The sequence below is a fragment of the Kribbella qitaiheensis genome (genome assembly GCF_014217565.1).
Taxonomy (GTDB): domain Bacteria; phylum Actinomycetota; class Actinomycetes; order Propionibacteriales; family Kribbellaceae; genus Kribbella; species Kribbella qitaiheensis_A.
On the sequence record NZ_CP043661.1, the window covers coordinates 1,513,730 to 1,532,676 of the forward strand.

Genomic DNA, 18,947 nt, shown 5'->3' on the forward strand with positions numbered 1-18,947 from the left:
CGTTCAACCAGTAGCACCTGACACACCGCGAAACCGGAGGCCCTTGTGCACCAGATGAGCACGGCCACCGGAGGGAATACTCAACCGATGCTCAAAGACGCCGAATCGGGGGCCGATCGGTCGGGACACCCCCGGACCGGGGCCAGCCTCACCAAGGCCGGCACGAACCCGGGCCGGCCTCGCCGACCACACCCGGCGGGTCACACCTCCCCGCGGGATCCGCGTAGCTGTGTCCCCACAGCTTGACTCCCTTAGCCTCGATCCACCGATCGGGCTGATGTGGATTGATGGCGTTGCTGGGCTGTTTGTGGCGTGGTGGGGAGTCCCGCCTCGCTGCGGGGGGTGTTCCGCTTCGGGTTTCCGGTCGGGCCGATGTTCGGAGTGGTGGTCAGGGCATGGTGGTTGCGTGGCCCGCAGACGTGAGCGAACAGGCGGGTCCATGGTGTCTGCCATGGCCAGTTGCGGGGTAGGTGCAGGGTGATCCGCCGTGCGGACGGGGCGATCCGGGTGGCGACGTTGATGAGTTTGCGTCGGATCGTGGCGGTGACGGCCTTGGCGAGGTTGCCGCCGGTGAGGGTGGCGGCGGCGCGGGTGAGGTTGAACGCATCACGGCGGCACCAGCCAGGCGGCGTTCGCGGCGAATATCCCGGACGGCAGGTGCGCGAGTGGTGAGTTCTTCAGGTCGGCGTTGACTTGTTCGATGATCGCGTGACCGCGGTGAGTCTTGTCCGCGGTGACGGTGTCCATCACGTCGGTGGTGACGGTGGTGAAGAAGGCATGGAACCGCCAGGTGTCGAACAGGGCCTCCTGCCCGGCGGCCTTGTTCTTGTCGGTGTTGAGGTCGGGGATGCGGCGGACCACGAGCCGGCCAGGGACCTGCTCGGCCAACTTGGCGGCCGCGAACGCTGTGAACGAGATCTCGGCGACCTCGGCGCGGGAGGTCCATCGGCCGGTTTGCTCGTCGTAGATCGCGTCTTTGTACTCGATCGTGGTCCAGGCGTCGTCGGCGATGCGCGCGATCGCGGCCTTGACCCGCAAGTCCTGGCGCACGGTGACCGACACCTCGGCACCGGCACGGACCGCGGCCAGCACCAGACCACGCCCGTAGAAGGCCGAGTCGGCCCGCACCAGCGGCGTGCGGCCCGATAGCCCACGCACGGTCTTCAACGCATCGGTGACCAGGCGGTTGGCGCCGCCTGGCGACCCGCACGCCCCCTTCCGCAGCCGCTGGGCCACGATCACCGGCGCGGTACTGGTGGTGGTGACCGTGGCCAGCAGCGCGTTCAGGCCCCGCACCCCCGCAATAGCCGAACCCGGCGCCCTGCTTGGCATAGCCGTGCACCTCGACGATCGTGTCATCGACATCGACCAGCACGAACTCGCCGCCACCGTCGCCGACCGGGCCGACCAGCGGCGTCTTGGCGGCCGGCGCGACCACGAACCGCGACGCGACCGCGTCGAGTTGCCGGACATGCCCGAAGGTGAAGGCACGCAGGAACGACCCCAGCGTCGACGGTGCGTAGGCGTGATCGAACACCCGGCCCATGCCGCCATGGCGCAGCAAAGCCATGTCGTCGATCGAGTCCGCGCCGGCCACCATCCCCGCAACCAGCGAGCAGACCTTCAGGCCCGCGTTCGCGCCCTTGTCCGTCGGCACACTCAACCGCTGATCGGCCAGGACCAGAAGGCCTGCCGACTCCGCCAGCGCCATCACCGCAACCAGCCCGGCCGACGACACGAGATTCGGATCGTCGAACACCGCCGACCTCACCCGCAGCGTGTGAGAAAGTCGCATCTACGAGATGCCCTTCGTTCTGGTACGAATTGGACCCTAGAGAAGTCAAATTCTTCCAGCACGTAAGGGCACTCTCACGTTCCGACCCGCTCCCTCAAACACCCTCATCGGTGGATCGAGGCTTAGCCCCTGGGATGTCTCCGTCGCGGCTCGCGCGCGGGTTGCTTCCGGCGGGCGCTTGGTCAGCCAGGCATGGGTAAAGCTGCTCTCCACCTCATGCCAGGTGAGGGGCGAGGCGTCAGGCCGCAACGAGCGACGCCGTCATCTCAGGCGGCGTCGGTGAGGGTTGTGGTGCTGAGGTTGGTCTGTTGGTCCAGGAGGGCTCGGGCGACTGAGGCGTCCGCGGCTGCGCAGCGGACCTCGTAGCGTGACGGGAGCGGGTCGGTGAAGACCGCGTCTGGGCGGTTGTGCACCAGGCCGCGGAAGAGACCCACGAGAGCGCCGACCAGCACGCCGTACACCAGGCCCCAGAGCATCACGGCGAGGCCGCTCAAGTTCGTGTCCGCGACCAGCGTCACGAAGACGGCTGCCAGCAACCCGAGGCCGAGCCCGGTGCTCGCGCTCTTGGCCGCGAGCCGCGCAGTCGAAGTACGGGGTCTCTCGGTCAGGACGAGTTCGGCTCCGACGATGGCCAGGCTGTGACGGCCCATCCCGGACGATCGCAGAAAGCCGACCGTCTCTTGTGCCTCCGGGTAACTCTTCGCGGAGACGATCACCGTGTCGTGAACCAGAACCTCAACCCCAGGCCGCAAGACATTCCCTTCCAACGCAGACCGAACCGGACCCCTCCACTAGTACCAGCCCCTGACAAAGCGAAACCCCACCAACGAATGAACTGTGAGAGGCCGCACCAACATCTCGCGGAAGAAGCCGGCATCGGGCGCTGTTGCGGCGATCGCCATTCTTGGCTCGCGCTAGCATCGACAACAGGCAACTCCCGGCAGCCGTCCGCTCCCGTTCCGCCCTCGACCGGGGACCGGACAGTTGGAGTGGGACCGATGAACAGCACCTGGCAACACTTGATTGTTCGTCCCGGCGACAAGGTGCAGGCGACTGGAAAATTCGTGGTCTCCAGCGCCTCCTCAGCCATCATGTGCGCGGAGGTTGCCCTAGCACTGGGTGGTGATCGAACCGCCTGCTCCGAGAACCTGCAGGTCCCTGTCGTCGGCCTTGACCCCAATAGACTTGTCTACGGCGGCAGGTACGAGGGCCGCCGGTACGGCAGTGCCACGGTCATCGGGACATGGTCTGCTGGACGAATCCAGATCGAGCAGCAATTCGCACCTCAACCCGGCGAGGACCCGCCTAGCCTCGGCGTGCCGGGTCCACCCCCTGCTGAAGGCTGGCAATCGGGTGCCCTGCCTAGCCTTGACCAATTGCAGGATCACCTGGTCAGCAACGCGACTCGATACGGACCTCTCCGGGTCGCAACGGCGAGTGATGTTCCAGGCTCGGCTTGTCCCAGGAGCGACCCCCAGATCGCCGTCGTGCCTGTCGTCGGCGACCTCGAATCCGCCCGCACAGAGCTGGCCGGAGTCTTCACCGGCAACCTCTGTCTGGTCCCCGCCAGCCACAGCATCTACGACTGGGCGACGGCCCAGAACGCCTTGCTGGATCTGATGAACGACACCGATAACGGGATCTCCTTGATCGCCAGCGGAGGCGACCGGCCGATCGACTTGCACATGCTCCTTCTCTCCGAGGAGCTGTATCGCAAACTGCAGGCGATCGGTATCGAGCTCATTGCCCCTCGACCAAGCATCTTCCCGGTCGGCTAGGGCCTGCCCACGAGTTCCGTCCATGACTGCAGGTTGATCCAATTAGCGCGTCAACTGTCGCCCTGCCGTCCGCCTGGAGCTTGACTGCTGGCAACCCGCACCTGGCCTCGAGCGGCGACGTAGACATCCCAGGAGCTTGGAGGTCAAGCTGTGGGGACGCAGCTGCGCGGCTCCCGCGGGGAGGTGACCCGCCGGGTGTGGTCGGCGAGGCCAGCCCGGATTCGTGCCGGGGGCTTGGTGAGTCCAGCCCCGGACCGGGCGTGTCCCGACCGATCGGCCCCCGATTCGGCGTCTTTGAGCACCGGTTGAGCATTCCCCGCGGTGGCCGTGCTCATCTGGTGCACAAGGATCGCCCCGGGTGTCGCGTTGTGGAAGGGGTGTCAGGTGCTGCCGGCTGAACGCTGCTTAGCCTGCTCGACGAGGCGGGTTTGGGTCGTCGGCTGTCAGGCTTTCGTCCGCTGCCGGACTTATAGCGCGCTATCGGCCGAACATCGCGTCAGCGGACCCCGATCCCAGGGTCCACCCGCACCCCGGGAACCAGGTGTCGGCGAACCATGGTCGGCAGCGCCCGACGGCGGAGCGGCGGTCCGGGCGGGCGGGAGCGCCGATGGAGGGGCGTGGTGTAGTACGTGGGCCCGGGGGTGTGCGGCCCCGGGCCCCGGTGTGGGTGTTAGATGCCGAGTTTGGTGTTGAGGAGTTCTCGGACCTTTGCTGCGTCTGCCTGGCCTCGCATGTCTTTCATGACGGCGCCGATGAGGGCGCCGGCTGCTGCGGGTTTGCCGGAGTTGACCTTTTCGACGACGTCCGGATTGGCGGCGATGGCGCGGTCGATTGCTTCGATCAGGGCGGAGTCGTCCGAGACCAGGGCGAGGCCGCGGGACTCCATGATTTCGGCGGGGGTGCCTTCGCCCTTGACCAGGCCGTCGAAGACCTGGCGGGCGAGTTTGTCGTTCAGGGCACCGGAGTCGACCAGCTTCTGCACCTCGGCCACCTCGGCCGGGCCGACACCCAGGTCGCCGAGGTCCTTGCCGCTCTCGTTGGCCGCGCGGGCGAGCTCGCCCAGCCACCACTTCTTCGCGGCCGGCGCCTCGACGCCGAGCTCGACGGTCTTCACGATGTACTCGAGTGCGCCGCCGTTGATGACGTCGCGCATCTCCAGGTCGGTGAAGCCCCACTCGCTCTGCAACCGGGCCCGCCGCAAGGAAGGTGCCTCGGGCAACGTTGCGCGGATCTCCTCGACCCATTCGCGCGACGGTGCGATCGGGACCAGGTCCGGCTCGGGGAAGTACCGGTAGTCGTCCGCGTCGGACTTCTCCCGGCCCGAGGTGGTGATGCCGGTGTCCTCGTGCCAGTGCCGGGTCTCCTGCAGGATCTTCCCGCCGGTCGACAGGATCGCCGCCTGCCGGGTGATCTCGTAGGTGATGGCGCGCTCGACCGAACGGAACGAGTTCACGTTCTTGGTCTCGGTCCGGGTGCCCAGCGTCGAGGAGCCGGTCGGCTTCAGCGACACGTTGGCGTCGCAGCGCATCGAGCCCTGGTCCATTCGGACGTCGGAAACGCCGAGCGCGAGCAGCAGATCGCGCAGCTGGCTCACCAGCGCCTTCGCGACCGCCGCGGCCTTGTCGCCCGGGACCTCGATCGTCTTGGTGACGATCTCGATCAGCGGGATACCGGCCCGGTTGTAGTCGACCAGCGAGTGCGACGCGCCCTGGATCCGGCCGGTCGCGCCACCGACGTGGAGAGACTTGCCGGTGTCCTCCTCCATGTGCGCGCGCTCGATCTCGATCCGGTACGTCTCGCCGTCGACGACCACCTCGGTCCACCCGTTGAAGGCGATCGGCTCGTCGTACTGCGAGGTCTGGAAGTTCTTCGGCATGTCCGGGTAGAAGTAGTTCTTCCGGGCGAACCGGCACCACTCGGCGATCTCGCAGTTCAGCGCGAGACCGATCTTGATCGCGGACTCGACGCCGACCGCGTTCACCACCGGCAGCGCGCCGGGCAGGCCGAGGCAGACCGGGCAGGTCTGCGTGTTCGGCTCGGCGCCGAACTCGGTCGGGCAACCGCAGAACATCTTCGACTTCGTGTTCAGCTCGACGTGGATCTCGAGCCCCATCACCGGGTCGTACTGCGCGAGCGCGTCCTCGATCGGCATCACATCGGCAACGACAGTCATCGGGTGACCTCCAGCTCCGGAGCCTTCGACATCAGCACGCCACCCCACTGGTCGGCCAGCGCGGACTCCAACGCGGCACCGACCTGGTAAAGCAGGTCGTCGCGCATCACCGGAGCCATCACGTGGAAGCCGACCGGCAGCCCGTCCTCGTCGGCCAGGCCGACCGGGAACGAGGCCGCGGCGTTGCCGGCCAGGTTCGACGGGATCGTGCAGAGGTCGTTCTTGTACATGGCGATCGGGTCGTTCACCCGGTCGCCGATCGCGAACGCGGTGGTCGGCGTCGCGGGCGAGACCAGCACGTCGACCTGCTCGAAGGCGTTGGTGAAGTCGCGCGCGATCAACGTGCGGACCTTCTGCGCCTGGCCGTAGTACGCGTCGTAGTAACCGCTGGACAGGGCGTGCGTGCCGAGCATGATGCGGCGCTTGACCTCATCGCCGAAGCCCGCCTCGCGGGTGAGCCTCATCACCTGCTCCGCGTCGTTCTCGCCGTCGTCGCCGACCCGCAGGCCGAACCGCATCGCGTCGAACTTGGCCAGGTTGGACGAGGCCTCGCTCGGCAGGATCAGGTAGTAGGCCGGGAGGGCGTACTGGAAGTGCGGGCAGGACACCTCGACCACCTCGGCGCCGAGCTTGGTGAGCAGCTCGACCGCCTCGTGGAAGCGGGCCTCGACACCGGGCTGGTACCCCTCGCCGCCGAGCTCCTTCACCACGCCGACCCGCAGGCCGTTGACGTCACCGCGCCGGGCGGCCTCGACGATCGGCGGGATCGGCTGGTCGATCGAGGTGGAGTCCATCGGGTCGTGGCCGGCGATCACCTCGTGCAGCAGTGCCGCGTCGAGGGTGGTCCGGGCACACGGGCCGGGAGTGTCCAGGCTGGAGGCCAGCGCGATCAGCCCGTACCGCGAGGTGCCGCCGTACGTCGGCTTCACACCGACCGTGCCGGTGAACGCGGCCGGCTGACGGATCGAGCCACCGGTGTCGGTGCCGATCGCCAGCGGCGCCTGGTAAGCCGAGATGGCCGCTGACGAGCCGCCGCCGGAACCGCCGGGGATCCGGGCCAGGTCCCACGGGTTGTGGGTCGGTCCGTACGCCGAGTTCTCGGTGGAAGAGCCCATCGCGAACTCGTCCATGTTGGTCTTGCCGAGTATCACGATGCCGGCCGCCTTCAGCCGCTTCACCACGGTCGAGTCGTACGGCGGCTTCCAGCCCTCGAGGATCCGCGAGCCGGCCGTGGTCGGAACGCCGTCCTGGGTCAGCACGTCCTTCAGCGCGAGCGGAACGCCGGCCAGCGGGCCGAGCTCCTCGCCCTTGGCCCGGCGCGCGTCGACCGCGGCCGCCTGGGCCAATGCGCCCTCGGTGTCGACGTGCAGGAACGCGTGCACGGCGGTATCGGTCGCGGAGATCCGGTCCAGGTGAGCCTGGGTGATCTCGACCGAGCTCGTCTCGCCGGACGTCATCAGCTCCGACAGCTCGACCGCTGTCTTACGAGTGAGGTCGCTCATCCGCGGACCTCGCTTCGCTCGGAACCGCCGAAGAACGAGGCGCGCTGTGTTAGTTGGTTCATTCGCATGCGCTCTTTCACGGCTAGCCCTCCTCGGTCAGGATCCGCGGTACCCGGAAACGCTGCTGCTCGGAAGCCGGGGCGCCGGACAGCGCCTGCTCCGGCGTGAGGCACGCCACGTTCTCGTCCTTGCGCATCACGTTGCTCAGCGGCAACGCGTGCGAGGTCGGCGGGATGTCCTCCGCGGCCACGTCGCTGACCTGCGCGACCAGGCCGATGATCTGGTCGAGCTGCGGAGCGAGGTGGTCGAGCTCGTCGTCGGAGAGCTCGATCCGCGCCAGTCGCGCCAGGTGGGCGACCTCTTCGCGGGTAATCGATGGCATGAAAGGGATCCAATGGTCTCGCGGGATGGCCGGACCGCTGGTTCAGTCCGACCGGGCCATCCTAGTGGGCCACCACGGCCTCCTTGCGCGCTATATACGACGGGCTGTGGACAACCTAGTTCGGACCAGAAAGTGAGAGGCCGGGCGTGTCTCTGGGTTCCGCTCTGTAGCATTGGCCGCGACAGGGCGTAACTTGCGTGGTAATCGGCTGGGAGATGATCGTTCGGTGTTCTTGCTGCGATTGATCATCCCGGACCGACCCGGTTCGCTGGGCACCGTGGCAACCGCCCTCGGTGAGGTGAACGCCGACATCCATGCCATCGAGATCGTCGAGCACCGCCGCGAGAACGGCACCGCCGTCGACGACATCGTGGTCGACCTGCCACCGGGCGTGCTGCCCGACCGGCTGGTCTCGGCCTGCAACAGCGTCGACGACGTCGAGGTGATCTGGTTCTCCCGCTACGGCGCGGGTGGCGGCCTGCACATGGATCTCGAGGCCGTCGAGCAGATGACGTCGGCGCCGGCCGAGGCGGTCGACATCCTGGTCGAGCAGGCGCCCTCGGTGCTGCACGCCGACTGGGCCGCGTTGCTGGACGGCACCGGCGGCGAGATCAAGGTCGTCCTGGAGACGAGCGCGACACCGGAGTTCGGCGACCTGGTGAACCAGTGGCTCCCACTGGAGAAGGCGACCACGCTGGTCGCCCCGAGCCACCAGGGTCTGTCGGAGTCCGTGCTGGTGGCCGCGCCGCTGGAGTCCGACCGCCGGGTGCTGGTGATCGGCCGCCGCGGTGGACCGGAGTTCCTCGGCTCGGAGGTCGCGCGGCTGAGCTACCTGGCCAACCTCGCCGTCACCATCCACGCCACCGCCTGAGCTTCTCAGGACAGCAAACTTCCAGACAGCAAAGAGCCGCCCTCCCCCGCAAGGGAGAGGGCGGTTCTTTCGTTCGGTGGATCAGAAGAACTTGAAGTACGCCAGCGTCCACAGGCCGGCGAGGACGAGCAGGATCACGACGCCGATCAGGACGACGATGGTGATCGCCTGGCCGTTCTTGTCGCCGCGCTCCGGCAGGTCGAACTGGGTCGGCCCCCAGGCGCCGCCGCCGTCCACCCGCTGCAACGCCTCGGGTGGCGGCTTCGACACCTGCCGGGCTTCCCGCTTCTCCGGCTCGAACTTCATCGCACCTCAGGTCTGTTCGTCTACTGACCTTCCACAGTACCTACACGTAGAAGGACTCGTACCGGATGGAGACCGTCCGCGACCCGTAGTCCGAGTCGGAGGTGTCGCCGGTGATCTCGACCCGCCAGCCGGACACGTACCCGGCGTACGACTTGCCGTCGCTGTGCGACGTCACGTACGACTTCAGCGCCTCGACGTCCGGGCCCCTCAGGATGCCGAACCCGTCCGCGATCGCACCCGGCATCGCTGCCTTCACGTCGTTGGGGTCGCCACTGACCCGGATGTTGAACGAGCTGAGGCCGCCGCTGCTGCTGCCGTAGCCGTTGATGAGCTGCGAGCCGTACTTGCCGACGGTCTTCTTGCACAGCGAGGTGCAGGTGTACTTCTTCGCCTTCAGGCCCGCGTTCAGCTGCGCCTCGGTGATCTGGAACTGCTTGCGCGGCATCTCGAACGAGTCCGAGCCGGACTTGCCGCCGGACATCTGCAGGTCGTCGCCGTAGTTGGTGAGCTCGAACTCGCCCCAGGTACTGCCGACCTTGGTCCGCTTCTGGCCGGTCTTCACCGCCTGCTGGACCTTCGCCACCTCGCTACCACCGAAGGTGTCGTTGCCGATCGCCTGCAGCGCCGCGTCGAAGGTGACGGCCGCGTTGTTGACGTTGTCGTTGTCCTCGGACCGGACCTTGACACCGATGATCGTGCCGTCGGACTGGAACTGGAAGATGACCTCGGCCGACTTCGTGCCGTCGTACTTGAAGCAGCCGCGATGCGCACCCTGCGGTCCGTTGAACAGATCGCTGCAGCCGAAGCCGGCGGCCTGCAACTTCTCGGTCGCGGTCTTGGCCTGGCCGGTCGCGTTGCCGAGCTCGCCGTTGGTCGGCGCGGTCGTCTCCTCGCCACCAGGAGTCGTCGGCGCGTCGGTCGGCTGCGTGTTGGTCGGCTGCGTGTTGGTGGTGACCGGCGGGTTGTCGGCTTCCTTCTTGTCGTCGCCGCCGAGCGCCTTGACGCCGAGGAAGACGAGCAGTCCGATCAGCACGACACCGACCACGCCACCGCCGATGTACAGCGGCATCTTGTCCTTGCCGAAGCCGCCGCCACCCGAGCCTTTACCGCCCGGTCCGCCGGGCTGCCAAGGCTGCTGGGCGTGCTGCTGCTGCCAGCCGGGCTGCTGGCCAGGCTTGTTCTGGCTCCACGGCTGCTGCTGGTAGCCGCCCTGCTGCGGAGGCTGCTGCTCGCCCGGACGCTGACCCCAGCCACCCGGCGCGGTCTGTCCGGGCTGCTGTCCCGGCTGGCCTTGTCCGGGCTGGCCCCAACCTTGCTGCGGAGGCTGACCCTGCTGCGGCGGTGCCGGAGGCTGCTGGGGTGGCTGCTGCGCGGGCGGACGTTGTCCCCAGCCGCCGCCCTGCGGAGGCTGCTGCTGGCCCCACCCGCCTTGACCCGGCTGTCCCCCTTGCTGCCCGCCGGGCTGGCCCCCCGGCTGCCCAGGACCCCCCGGTCCTTGTGGCGGCGTCGTCATATTCGCTCCTTTGAACCCTGTATAGACGGTGCAAACTAACAGTCCGACGGATCAGGACGTCGTTCGGCTCCATCAGATGCCGAGTTGTGTCCACAGTCAGGACACCGGGTACTACGCGTCGCCCGGCTCCGGGTTGGCCGCCATCGCCGCCGCGGCCTCCGGGCCCTGGTCCAGCAGCACCTGGAATCCGGCCGCGGCCAGGATCGGCACCCCGAGCTGAACAGCCTTGTCGTACTTGGATCCGGGCGAATCGCCGACCACCACGAACGACGTCTTCTTCGACACCGAACCGGCCACCTTGCCGCCGCGGGACACGATCGCCTCGGTCGCCTCGTCCCGGCTGTACCCCTCGACGGTGCCGGTGACCACGACCGACTGCCCGGTCAGCGTCTGCTCGACGACGGGCCCGGTCCGCTCCTGGCGCATCACAACACCGGCGGCCTTCCACTTGCGCACGATCTCCTGGTGCCAGTCCACCTCGAACCACTCGATCACGGCGTGCGCGATGGTCGGCCCGACGCCCTCGATCTCGGACAGCTCCTCCTCGGTGGCCGCCTCGATCGCGTCGATATCGTCGTACGCCGCCGCCAGCGCGGCCGCCGCGGTCGGGCCGACGTGCCGGATCGACAGCGCGACCAGGCCGCGGGACAGCTGCTGCGTCTTGGCCTGCTCGAGGTTGGTGAGCAGCTTCTGCGCGTTCGCGGACAGGGCGCCGGCCTTGGTGGTGAAGAAGGAGCTGCTGACCAGGTCTTCCTCGGTCAGCCCGAACAGGTCGCCCTCGTCGGCGATCAGGTCGCTGCTGATCAGCGCGTCCGCGGCCTTGAAGCCGAGCACCTCGATGTCGAACGCGGACCGCCCGGCGATGTGGAACAACCGCTCGCGCAACTGGGCCGGGCACGACTGGGAATTGGGGCAGCGGATGTCCACGTCCCCTTCCTTCATCGGCCGCAGCGTCGTCCCGCAGGACGGGCATTCGGTCGGCATCACCCAGGGCTTCGCGTCGTCCGGACGCAGCTCGATCACCGGCCCGAGGATCTCCGGGATCACGTCGCCGGCCTTCCGCAGTACGACGGTGTCGCCCGGGTAGACGCCCTTGCGCTCCACTTCCTGCGCGTTGTGCAGGGTCGCGAACTCGACCGTCGACCCGGCGACCCGGACCGGCTCCATTACCCCGTACGGCGTGACGCGGCCGGTGCGGCCGACATTCACCTCGATTGCGAGCAGCTTGGTGGTGACTTCTTCCGGCGGGTACTTGTACGCGACCGCCCAGCGCGGGGCGCTCGACGTCGAGCCGAGCGCGCGCTGCAGGTCGACCTCGTCCACCTTCACCACGACACCGTCGATCTCATGGTCGACGGAGTGCCGGTTCTCGCCGTAGTACGCGATGAACTCGTTCACCTCGTCGAGCGTGCCGACCCTGCGGGCCCGGTCGCTGACTGGAAGACCCCACGCCTGCAGCTGCTCGTACGCCTCCGACAGCCGGGCGATGTGGTGGCCCTCGACCTTGCCGAGTCCATGCACGACGAACCGCAGCGGACGGCTCGCGGAGACTCGCGGGTCCTTCTGCCGCAGCGATCCCGCCGCGCTGTTGCGGGGGTTGGAGAAGGGGTCCTTGCCGGCGGCGACGAGTTGTGCGTTCAGCTCGGTGAAGTCCTCCACGCGGAAGTAGACCTCACCGCGGACCTCCAGGAACGCGGGGGGCTTGTCGGTGGCCAGCTCGTTCGGGATGGAGTCGATGGTGCGGGCGTTCAACGTGATGTCCTCACCGGTGCGGCCGTCGCCGCGGGTGGCGCCGCTGACCAGCCGGCCGTTCTCGTAGACCAGGTCGAGCGCCAGGCCGTCCACCTTCAGCTCGCAGAGGAAGCCGCTGTCGTGGATCTGCTTGACGGTGACCTCGCGCTCGAGCCGCTTCGCCCAGGCCTCCATCTGCTCGGCGGAGAAGGCGTTGCCCAGGCTCTCCATCCGCTGCGGGTGGTCGACCGCGGTGAACAGCGTGGAGATCGGTACGCCGACCTTCTGGGTCGGTGAGTCTGGGGTGCGCAGCTCGGCGTACTGCTCTTCGATCCCCTGCAGCTCGTGCATCAACGCGTCGAAGTCGGCGTCGGAGATGGTCGAGGTGGCCATGTAGTAGCGGAACCGGTGCTCCTCGATCTCCCGGCTCAACTCGGCATGCCGCTCCCTCATCTCAGGAGGCGCGGCGGGCTGATCGGCAGCTGTTGTGTCGGGAATCTCCGTGCTCATAAGCAAAACCTACTGCCACCCACCGACAGATCCCGGCAAGCCGGAAGGGAAGGAAAGGCGAGTGCGAGGAGGGCGGCGCCACCCGAAGGGTGTGGGCGGAGAACAGCGGCCGGGCCGGTGATTACTCCTCTGCTTTTTCGCCTATTAGGTCGGCGGTCTTGCGGAGTAGGGCTAGGCGGGAGCGGGCGTCGGCGCCTGAGGTGGCACCGGAGAGGCCGCAGGCGGGGGTGATTACGACCTGCTTCATGAGTTCTGGGTCGAGGCCTAGTTCGCGCCAGCGGCGGACGAGGAGCATCGCGGCCTGTTCCTGGTTCGGAAGAGGGCCCGTGGTGGGGACTACGCCGGCGTACAGGGTCGTACCGGCCTCTACTGCGATGGCGATCTGCTCCCAGGCGGCTTCGGTGAGTAGGGCGACGTCTACCGCCACTCCCCCGGCGCCGGCCTTGCGGAACACCTCGATAGGCGGCCTAGCTGCGCAGCAGTGAACCAGAGTGATCGCGGGCGCTACTGCCTCGATCACCTGACTCAGTAGCTCGACAGCACCTGGCCCGTCGACCGAGCGGTGCTTGCCCCACCCACTGGCCGTCGGAACAGCACCAGCCAGTACTGCGGGGAGCCCGGGCTCGTCCAGTTGCACAACGAGGTCCGCACCGGGCACACGGCGGCGTACCTCGGCCACGTGTTGTTGCAGGCCGTGTGCGAGTCCCTCGGCAATATCGCGGCGGGCACCGTAGTCAGCCAGGACCTTGTCGCCACGAGGAAGCTCCACTGTGGCGGCCAGAGTCCACGGGCCGGTGCTCTGGATCTTCAGCGGGCCTGTGTACCCGTCTGCGACCTCTTCCAGCGTGTCCAAGTCCTGCTGCAGCAGAGACCGCGCCCGCCGCTGGTCCATGCTCGCGCGCGGATCGCTGCCACCGGTCAGCCGCCAGCCCGCTGGCTGGAGGTCCCCAGCCAGCTCGATCAGCAAGGCCACCGAGCGGCTGAGCATGTCGCCGTACGGGCGGGCAGGGAGCTCTGGGACGAACGGGATCGTGACAGCGTCCAGCACGTACTTCGTCCACTCGGTGAAGTCCTCACCAGGCAGCGAGCCCATCCCGGTGGTCGCTGCAGGGCCGAAGGGACTTGTCACTTAGTACCTCTCATGTGGAGACAGTCTGGGCAGCGCGCTCGACGGTGTCGATGGTGGCCGAACCAATCACCCGCGTGCCGTCGTACAGGACCACGGCCTGGCCGGGCGCGACTGCGTCCGCGGGCTCGTCGAACTCCACCAGCACCTGCTCATCGACGAGCCGCGCGGTGACAGCGATCTCCTCGCCGTGCGCGCGCAGTTGCGCCTTGACGTGCAGCGTCTCGGTCGGCGCCGGACCACACCAGCGCGGCTTGGACGCGGTCAACCGCTCGACCGCCAGCTCCGCGCGCGATCCGACCGTGACCGTGCGATCGACCGGCGAGATGTCCAGGACGAACCTGGGCTTGCCGTCGGCGGCCGGCGTACCGATCTTCAGGCCCTTGCGCTGGCCGACCGTGAACCCGTGCGTGCCCTTGTGCTCACCCAGCTTGGTGCCGGACGAGTCGACGATGTCGCCGGGGGCCTCGCCGAGCTGCTTGCTGAGGAAGCCCTCGGTGTTGCCGTCGGCGATGAAGCAGATGTCGTGGCTGTCCGGCTTGGCCGCGACCGACAGGCCACGCCGCTCGGCCTCGGCCCGGATCTCGGTCTTCGGGGTGTCACCGAGCGGGAAGAACGCGTGCTTCAGCTGCGCCTGCGTGAGCACGCCGAGCACGTACGACTGGTCCTTGGCCGGGTCCACCGCGCGATGCAGCTCCCGACCCGTTGGGGTGTCCACGATCTGCGCGTAGTGCCCGGTCGCGACAGCGTCGAAGTCGAGCCCGAGGGCGCGCTCCAGGACGGCGCTGAACTTGATCTTCTCGTTGCAGCGCAGACACGGGTTCGGCGTCCGGCCGGCCGCGTACTCCGCGACGAAGTCGTCCACCACGTCGGCCGCGAACCGCTCGGCCATGTCCCAGATGTAGAACGGGATGCCGATCACGTCCGCGGCCCGGCGGGCGTCGCGCGAGTCCTCGATCGTGCAGCAGCCGCGAGCGCCACTGCGGTACGACTGCGGGTTCCGGCTCAGGGCGAGGTGTACGCCGACCACGTCGTGCCCGGCCTCGACCATCCGCGCCGCCGCGACGGCGGAGTCGACCCCGCCGGACATGGCTGCGAGTACCCGCATCAGTTGTTCCTTCCCACGTTCTGCAGACCTGCGGACTTCGCCCGCTCCACTACCGGTCCGATGTTGTCCAGTACGGCGTCGATGTCGGCCCGGGTGCTGGTGTGCCCCAGCGTGAACCGGAGCGAGCCGCGCGCCCGCTGGTCGTCGTACCCCATCGCCAGCAACACATGACTCGGCTCGGCGACACCGGAGTTGCACGCGGACCCGGTCGAGACCTCGATCCCGCGTGCGTCGAGCAGGAGCAGCAGCGAGTCACCCTCGCAGCCACTGAACGACAGGTGTGCATTGTTGGGCAAACGCCCGACCGGGTCACCCGACAGCTTCGCGCCCGGCGCGGCGTCGACGACACCGCGGATCAGCGCGTCCCGCAGCTCCGTGAGCCGCCGGGCCTCGTCTTCCTGGTGCTTGATCGAATACTCCAGCGCCACGGCGAACCCAGCGGTCGCGGGCGCATCCAGCGTGCCGGACCGTACGTCGCGCTCCTGCCCGCCGCCGTGCAGGATCGGCGCAAGCTTGGTCTCCTTGCGGACCACCAGCGCGCCGATCCCGTACGGTCCGCCGAGCTTGTGCGCCGATACGGTCATCGCGTCCGCGCCGAGGCTGACGAAGTCCACCGGGACCTGGCCGATCGCCTGCACCGCGTCGGTGTGCACGGGAATGTCGTGGGTCGCCGCGATCGCCGCGATCTCCTGGATCGGCTGCAGTGTACCGACCTCGTTGTTCGCCATCATCAACGTGACGAAGGACACGCTCTCCGGATCCTTCGCGATCGCCTCGGCGACGCTGTCGGGCTGCACCCGGCCAAGCTCATCCACAGGCAGCCACTCGATCTCAGCGCCCTCGTGCTGAGCCAGCCAGATCGCCGGATCCAATACTGCGTGATGCTCGATCCCGCCCAGCAGGATCCGTCTGCGCGCCGGATTGTCGGCGAGGCGGGCCCACCACAGCCCCTTGAGCGCCAGATTGTCCGCCTCGGTGCCGCCCGAAGTGAAGACCACCTCGCTCGGCTGAGCGTTCAGCGCCTCGGCGATCGTCTCCCGGGACTCCTCGACCGTCCGCCTCGCCGCCCGCCCGGAGCCGTGCAACGAAGAAGCGTTACCGGTACGCCCGAGGTGCGAGGTCATCGCCTCGATCGCCGCCGGCAGCATCGGAGTCGTCGCGGCATGATCCAGGTAGACCGTACGGCGCGCAGTTGTGGTCATAACAGTCATAAGGGTAAGTCCCGCGCGGATGTTCCCGTTTCAGCCGGCACTTCAGGAATGATTCCTCCACCACTCGTCCGTCGGCACACCGGCCCGGCACGTCGAGCCCGCTTCGCACCTCCTCCGTCGATTACTCGACCCACCGCTCCGGTCCAACGCAACTACGTCGCGGCTGAGCTGACGCCGAGGCTGGCCGGGGTGATGCTCGGCGAAGAGGCGGCTCAAGTCCTCCTGAAGGGGGTTGCCCCACTGCTCTAGCAGTGGGGTAACCCCCACAGGAGGAGTGGACCCCTCGAAGGAGGGGCCAACCCCACCGCAACGGGTCCTTGTCCCGACCGACAGATAATGGCCGGTCCCCCGCCAGGGTGCCACGCTCAGCCCGACGACGCCCAGGGCGGTAGAGGCAGCCATTACCTGTCGATCGGGACACAGGGGCGGGGATCCGGGCACGGGCCCGGCCGTTTCGGGCCGAACGGGCCAGGTCCCGGCCGGCCGAGGGCCACGGTCACCCAACCAGGCAGTGATCGGGCTGATCGGGCTGAACCCGGCAGCGGTGGCGCCCAACTCGACATCGGCGGCAAGGATTTCGGAATGCACTGCCTGGCTGGCGATCCCGAACACCCGAATCGGCCCGGCTCAGGCGATCCCGAACACCCGAATCGGCCCGGCTCAGGCGATCCCGAACACCCGAATCGGCAGGAGCCGCGTGACCGGGTGGCTGCGAGCGGCAAGTTAGGAGCGGCGTGAGGCGGGTCAAGTGCGGATCTGCTCCAGCCAGGCGTGGTCGGGGTGCAGGTGGTGGACCATGTCGGCGAGCCAGCCGCGCTGGGGCGCCGAAAGCAGCGGGAGGGTGACCTCCAGGTCCCGGCGGTCCTTGGGGCGGTCGTGTTTGGCCTTGTAGGCGAGTGTCATCTCCGGGTTGAGGTAGCGGATGCCGTCGTCGGCGATCCAGGTGATCTCGTCGAGGTCGTAGTCGAGGGTGGGATCACGGCGGAAGACCCAGCGGCCGTCCCGGTCCGGATTCAGGACCACGTCGTACTTCCACGGGGCGAGGGCGTGCTCGCGGAGCCAGACCTGGTCGGCGGTGTCCGGCATCTCCGGCTTGTCGACGGTGAGCGGGAAGATCGAAGCGCTCCCCGCCGACCACACGTCGTACCGGCCCTCGGCGTATTGGACCAGCGCCGGCACCTCGCGCCGCCAGAACGACACGTCGAGGTCGTCGTGGTGCCGCGGTACGCCGGTGAACGCCTCGATCGACCAGCCGCCGGCCACCCACCAGGGCAGCCCGAGTCCACCGAAGAACTCCTTCGCCTCGTCCCGGGTCGCGGCCTCGACCGGCCCGTACAGCCGCTGGAACTTCAGCTCTTCCGGATCGAGCCCGTCCGCATACCAGTACCGCTTCTCCGCTGCGCCCATCTTCAGATCCTCACACCGACCCGGGCCCGGAGAGCCATCGCAGTACCCGGCCAGGCGGACTTCATCGGATCGGACGAAAAACGTCCCGGCACTCGTCACCGCCGACGAATACTCCCCCTCCGGACGGTCCTAGCGTCGGTACATGGCGACCCTGAGCGAGATCGAGACGTGGCTACAAGACCGGCTGCCGGCGCTGATTACCGAGCACGAGGTCCCCGGTACGGCGGTCGGAGTGCTGTTCGGCGGCGAGGTGATCGACCACGCGGCCGGCGTACTGAGTACGGCGACCGGTGTCGAGACGAACGCCGACAGCGTGTTCCAGATCGGCTCGATCACGAAGGTCTGGACGACGACGCTGGTGATGCAGCTCGTCGACGAGGGCAAGGTCGACCTGGACAAACCGTTGCGTGACTACCTCCCCGAGTTCGTCCTCGGCGACGACGAGGCGGCGGCCGCGATCACCATCCGTCAGCTGCTGAGCCACACGTCGGGCTTCGAAGGCGACATCTTCAGCGAGACCGGCAAGGGCGACGACGCCGTCGAGAAGTTCGTCCCCACGCTGGCCAAGGTCGGCCAGCTCTTCAGCCCCGGCGAGATGTTCTCCTACAACAACGCCGGCTTCGCCGTCCTCGGCCGATTGATCGAGGTACTGCGCGGAAAGCGGTTCGACGCCGCCCTCCGCGAGCACCTCTTCACCCCGCTCGGCCTGGCCCACGCGGCCACCGACCCGTACGAGGCGATCCTGTATCGCGCCGCGGTCGGGCACCTCCGCCCCGCTCCCGATGCGGCACCCGTACCAGCTCCGTTCTGGGGGATGACCCGGGGCATGGCGCCCGCCGGCGCGATGCTCGCGATGCGGCCGCGCGACCTGCTCACCTTCGCCAAGCTGCACCTCGACTCAGGAACAGCGGCAGACGGTACGTCGGTACTGAGTCCGGCGAGCGTCGAGGCGATGCAGACCGCGCAGGTGAAGGTGCCCGCGCTCGGCCTGATGGGCGACTCATGGGGACTCGGCTGGGAGATCTTCGACTGGGACGGCACCACGGTGATCGGCCACGACGGCGGGACCATCGGCCAGAACGCCTTCCTGCGCATCGTCCCCGAGCACGGTCTGGCCGTCACGGTGCTGACCAACGGCGGTGATGTCATCGGGCTCTACGAGACCATCGTCAGCCACATCGTCAAGGAACTGGCCGGCCTGGAGCTGCCCGCGCTGCCCAAGCCGCCGGCCACCGCCGTACCGATCGACGCGGAGCGGATGCTCGGCACCTACAGCTGCGAGGTCGCCGACATCACCGTTCGTCAGGACGACGACGGCAGGGTCTGGCTCGACCAGACACCGAAGGGCATCTTCGCCGACCTGGGCCCCGCCCCCGAGCCGGTCGAGCTGGTCGGCCGCAACGCGGAGAGCCTGATCGCCCTGAAGGCCGACAACGGGGTGCACATGCCGCAGGTCTTCCTCGGCGACGACGGCAACGGCCACGCGCTCTACCTGCACAACGGCCGGGCCATCCGCCGCGCCCATGCCTGATCC

14 protein-coding genes and 1 pseudogene are annotated in these 18,947 nt (G+C 68.1%); 3 read left to right on the forward strand and 12 right to left on the reverse strand.

The annotated features are described in order from the left end of the window. Positions 1-407: 407 nt before the first annotated feature. Positions 408-1,795: pseudogene (locus tag F1D05_RS06865) on the reverse strand (IS1380 family transposase); the annotation flags it as partial. A gap of 266 nt (positions 1,796-2,061) precedes the next feature. Next, a complete protein-coding gene (locus F1D05_RS06870) occupies positions 2,062-2,547 on the reverse strand; it encodes a general stress protein (RefSeq protein WP_185446500.1) in 486 nt (161 codons plus the stop codon). Positions 2,548-3,282: 735 nt separating this feature from the next. Between F1D05_RS06870 and F1D05_RS06875 the strand changes: the two genes are divergently transcribed. Then, positions 3,283-3,573, forward strand: coding sequence for a hypothetical protein (locus F1D05_RS06875; protein WP_185446501.1), 291 nt, complete (start codon positions 3,283-3,285; stop codon positions 3,571-3,573). A gap of 670 nt (positions 3,574-4,243) precedes the next feature. Here the strand turns inward: F1D05_RS06875 and gatB are convergent. The 3 genes from gatB to gatC all read right to left on the reverse strand — a co-directional run bounded on the left by gatB (position 4,244) and on the right by gatC (position 7,630). Further along, positions 4,244-5,746: an Asp-tRNA(Asn)/Glu-tRNA(Gln) amidotransferase subunit GatB gene (gatB, locus tag F1D05_RS06880; RefSeq protein ID WP_185446502.1), complete on the reverse strand. Its 1,503-nt coding sequence runs from the start codon at positions 5,744-5,746 to the stop codon at positions 4,244-4,246. Next, positions 5,743-7,248, reverse strand: coding sequence for an Asp-tRNA(Asn)/Glu-tRNA(Gln) amidotransferase subunit GatA (gatA, locus tag F1D05_RS06885; protein WP_185446503.1), 1,506 nt, complete (start codon positions 7,246-7,248; stop codon positions 5,743-5,745). Before gatA ends, gatB begins: the two co-directional genes overlap by 4 nt. Before the next feature lie 82 nt (positions 7,249-7,330). Next, positions 7,331-7,630 carry an Asp-tRNA(Asn)/Glu-tRNA(Gln) amidotransferase subunit GatC gene (gene gatC / locus F1D05_RS06890; RefSeq protein WP_185446504.1) on the reverse strand — a complete coding sequence of 100 codons (300 nt, stop codon included), beginning with the start codon at positions 7,628-7,630 and terminating at the stop codon, positions 7,331-7,333. 226 nt (positions 7,631-7,856) lie between these two features. Here gatC and F1D05_RS06895 point away from each other — a divergent pair, with 226 nt between their 5' ends. After that, entirely contained in the window at positions 7,857-8,501 is a 645-nt protein-coding gene (locus tag F1D05_RS06895) for an ACT domain-containing protein (protein ID WP_185446505.1), read from the forward strand. Between the two features lie 81 nt (positions 8,502-8,582). On the opposite strand, the gene F1D05_RS06900 is transcribed toward F1D05_RS06895, so the two are convergent. The 7 genes from F1D05_RS06900 to F1D05_RS06930 form a co-directional block, all read right to left on the reverse strand. Next, positions 8,583-8,807, reverse strand: coding sequence for a hypothetical protein (locus F1D05_RS06900; protein ID WP_185446506.1), 225 nt, complete (start codon positions 8,805-8,807; stop codon positions 8,583-8,585). A 40-nt stretch (positions 8,808-8,847) separates the two neighbouring features. Next, a complete protein-coding gene (locus F1D05_RS06905; RefSeq protein WP_185446507.1) occupies positions 8,848-10,320 on the reverse strand; it encodes a hypothetical protein in 1,473 nt (490 codons plus the stop codon). A gap of 111 nt (positions 10,321-10,431) precedes the next feature. Continuing rightward, positions 10,432-12,561: an NAD-dependent DNA ligase LigA gene (gene ligA, locus F1D05_RS06910; protein ID WP_185446508.1), complete on the reverse strand. Its 2,130-nt coding sequence runs from the start codon at positions 12,559-12,561 to the stop codon at positions 10,432-10,434. A gap of 121 nt (positions 12,562-12,682) precedes the next feature. Then, a complete protein-coding gene (locus F1D05_RS06915) occupies positions 12,683-13,690 on the reverse strand; it encodes a methionine synthase vitamin-B12 independent (protein WP_246486481.1) in 1,008 nt (335 codons plus the stop codon). Positions 13,691-13,700: 10 nt separating this feature from the next. Continuing rightward, positions 13,701-14,795: a tRNA 2-thiouridine(34) synthase MnmA gene (gene mnmA, locus F1D05_RS06920; protein WP_185446509.1), complete on the reverse strand. Its 1,095-nt coding sequence runs from the start codon at positions 14,793-14,795 to the stop codon at positions 13,701-13,703. Then, the gene (locus tag F1D05_RS06925; protein ID WP_185446510.1) at positions 14,795-15,997 is read right to left on the reverse strand and encodes a cysteine desulfurase family protein; all 1,203 of its coding nucleotides are present in this window, start codon (positions 15,995-15,997) and stop codon (positions 14,795-14,797) included. The genes mnmA and F1D05_RS06925 overlap by 1 nt, the downstream gene beginning before the upstream one ends. A gap of 753 nt (positions 15,998-16,750) precedes the next feature. Beyond that, positions 16,751-17,413, reverse strand: coding sequence for a nucleotidyltransferase domain-containing protein (locus tag F1D05_RS06930; RefSeq protein WP_185446511.1), 663 nt, complete (start codon positions 17,411-17,413; stop codon positions 16,751-16,753). 142 nt (positions 17,414-17,555) lie between these two features. Here F1D05_RS06930 and F1D05_RS06935 point away from each other — a divergent pair, with 142 nt between their 5' ends. After that, complete coding sequence (locus tag F1D05_RS06935) at positions 17,556-18,944, forward strand: serine hydrolase domain-containing protein (protein WP_185446512.1); 1,389 nt, start codon at positions 17,556-17,558, stop codon at positions 18,942-18,944. Positions 18,945-18,947: the final 3 nt, after the last annotated feature.

Coding starts and splice junctions, on each gene's coding strand:
- gatA (WP_185446503.1), bottom strand. CDS start 7,248: ATGAGCGACCTCACTCGTAAGACAGCGGTCGAGCTGTCGGAGCTGATG.
- mnmA (WP_185446509.1), bottom strand. CDS start 14,795: ATGCGGGTACTCGCAGCCATGTCCGGCGGGGTCGACTCCGCCGTCGCG.
- F1D05_RS06925 (WP_185446510.1), bottom strand. CDS start 15,997: ATGACCACAACTGCGCGCCGTACGGTCTACCTGGATCATGCCGCGACG.
- F1D05_RS06930 (WP_185446511.1), bottom strand. CDS start 17,413: ATGGGCGCAGCGGAGAAGCGGTACTGGTATGCGGACGGGCTCGATCCG.
- gatC (WP_185446504.1), bottom strand. CDS start 7,630: ATGCCATCGATTACCCGCGAAGAGGTCGCCCACCTGGCGCGACTGGCG.
- F1D05_RS06900 (WP_185446506.1), bottom strand. CDS start 8,807: ATGAAGTTCGAGCCGGAGAAGCGGGAAGCCCGGCAGGTGTCGAAGCCG.
- F1D05_RS06905 (WP_185446507.1), bottom strand. CDS start 10,320: ATGACGACGCCGCCACAAGGACCGGGGGGTCCTGGGCAGCCGGGGGGC.
- ligA (WP_185446508.1), bottom strand. CDS start 12,561: ATGAGCACGGAGATTCCCGACACAACAGCTGCCGATCAGCCCGCCGCG.
- gatB (WP_185446502.1), bottom strand. CDS start 5,746: ATGACTGTCGTTGCCGATGTGATGCCGATCGAGGACGCGCTCGCGCAG.
- F1D05_RS06935 (WP_185446512.1), top strand. CDS start 17,556: ATGGCGACCCTGAGCGAGATCGAGACGTGGCTACAAGACCGGCTGCCG.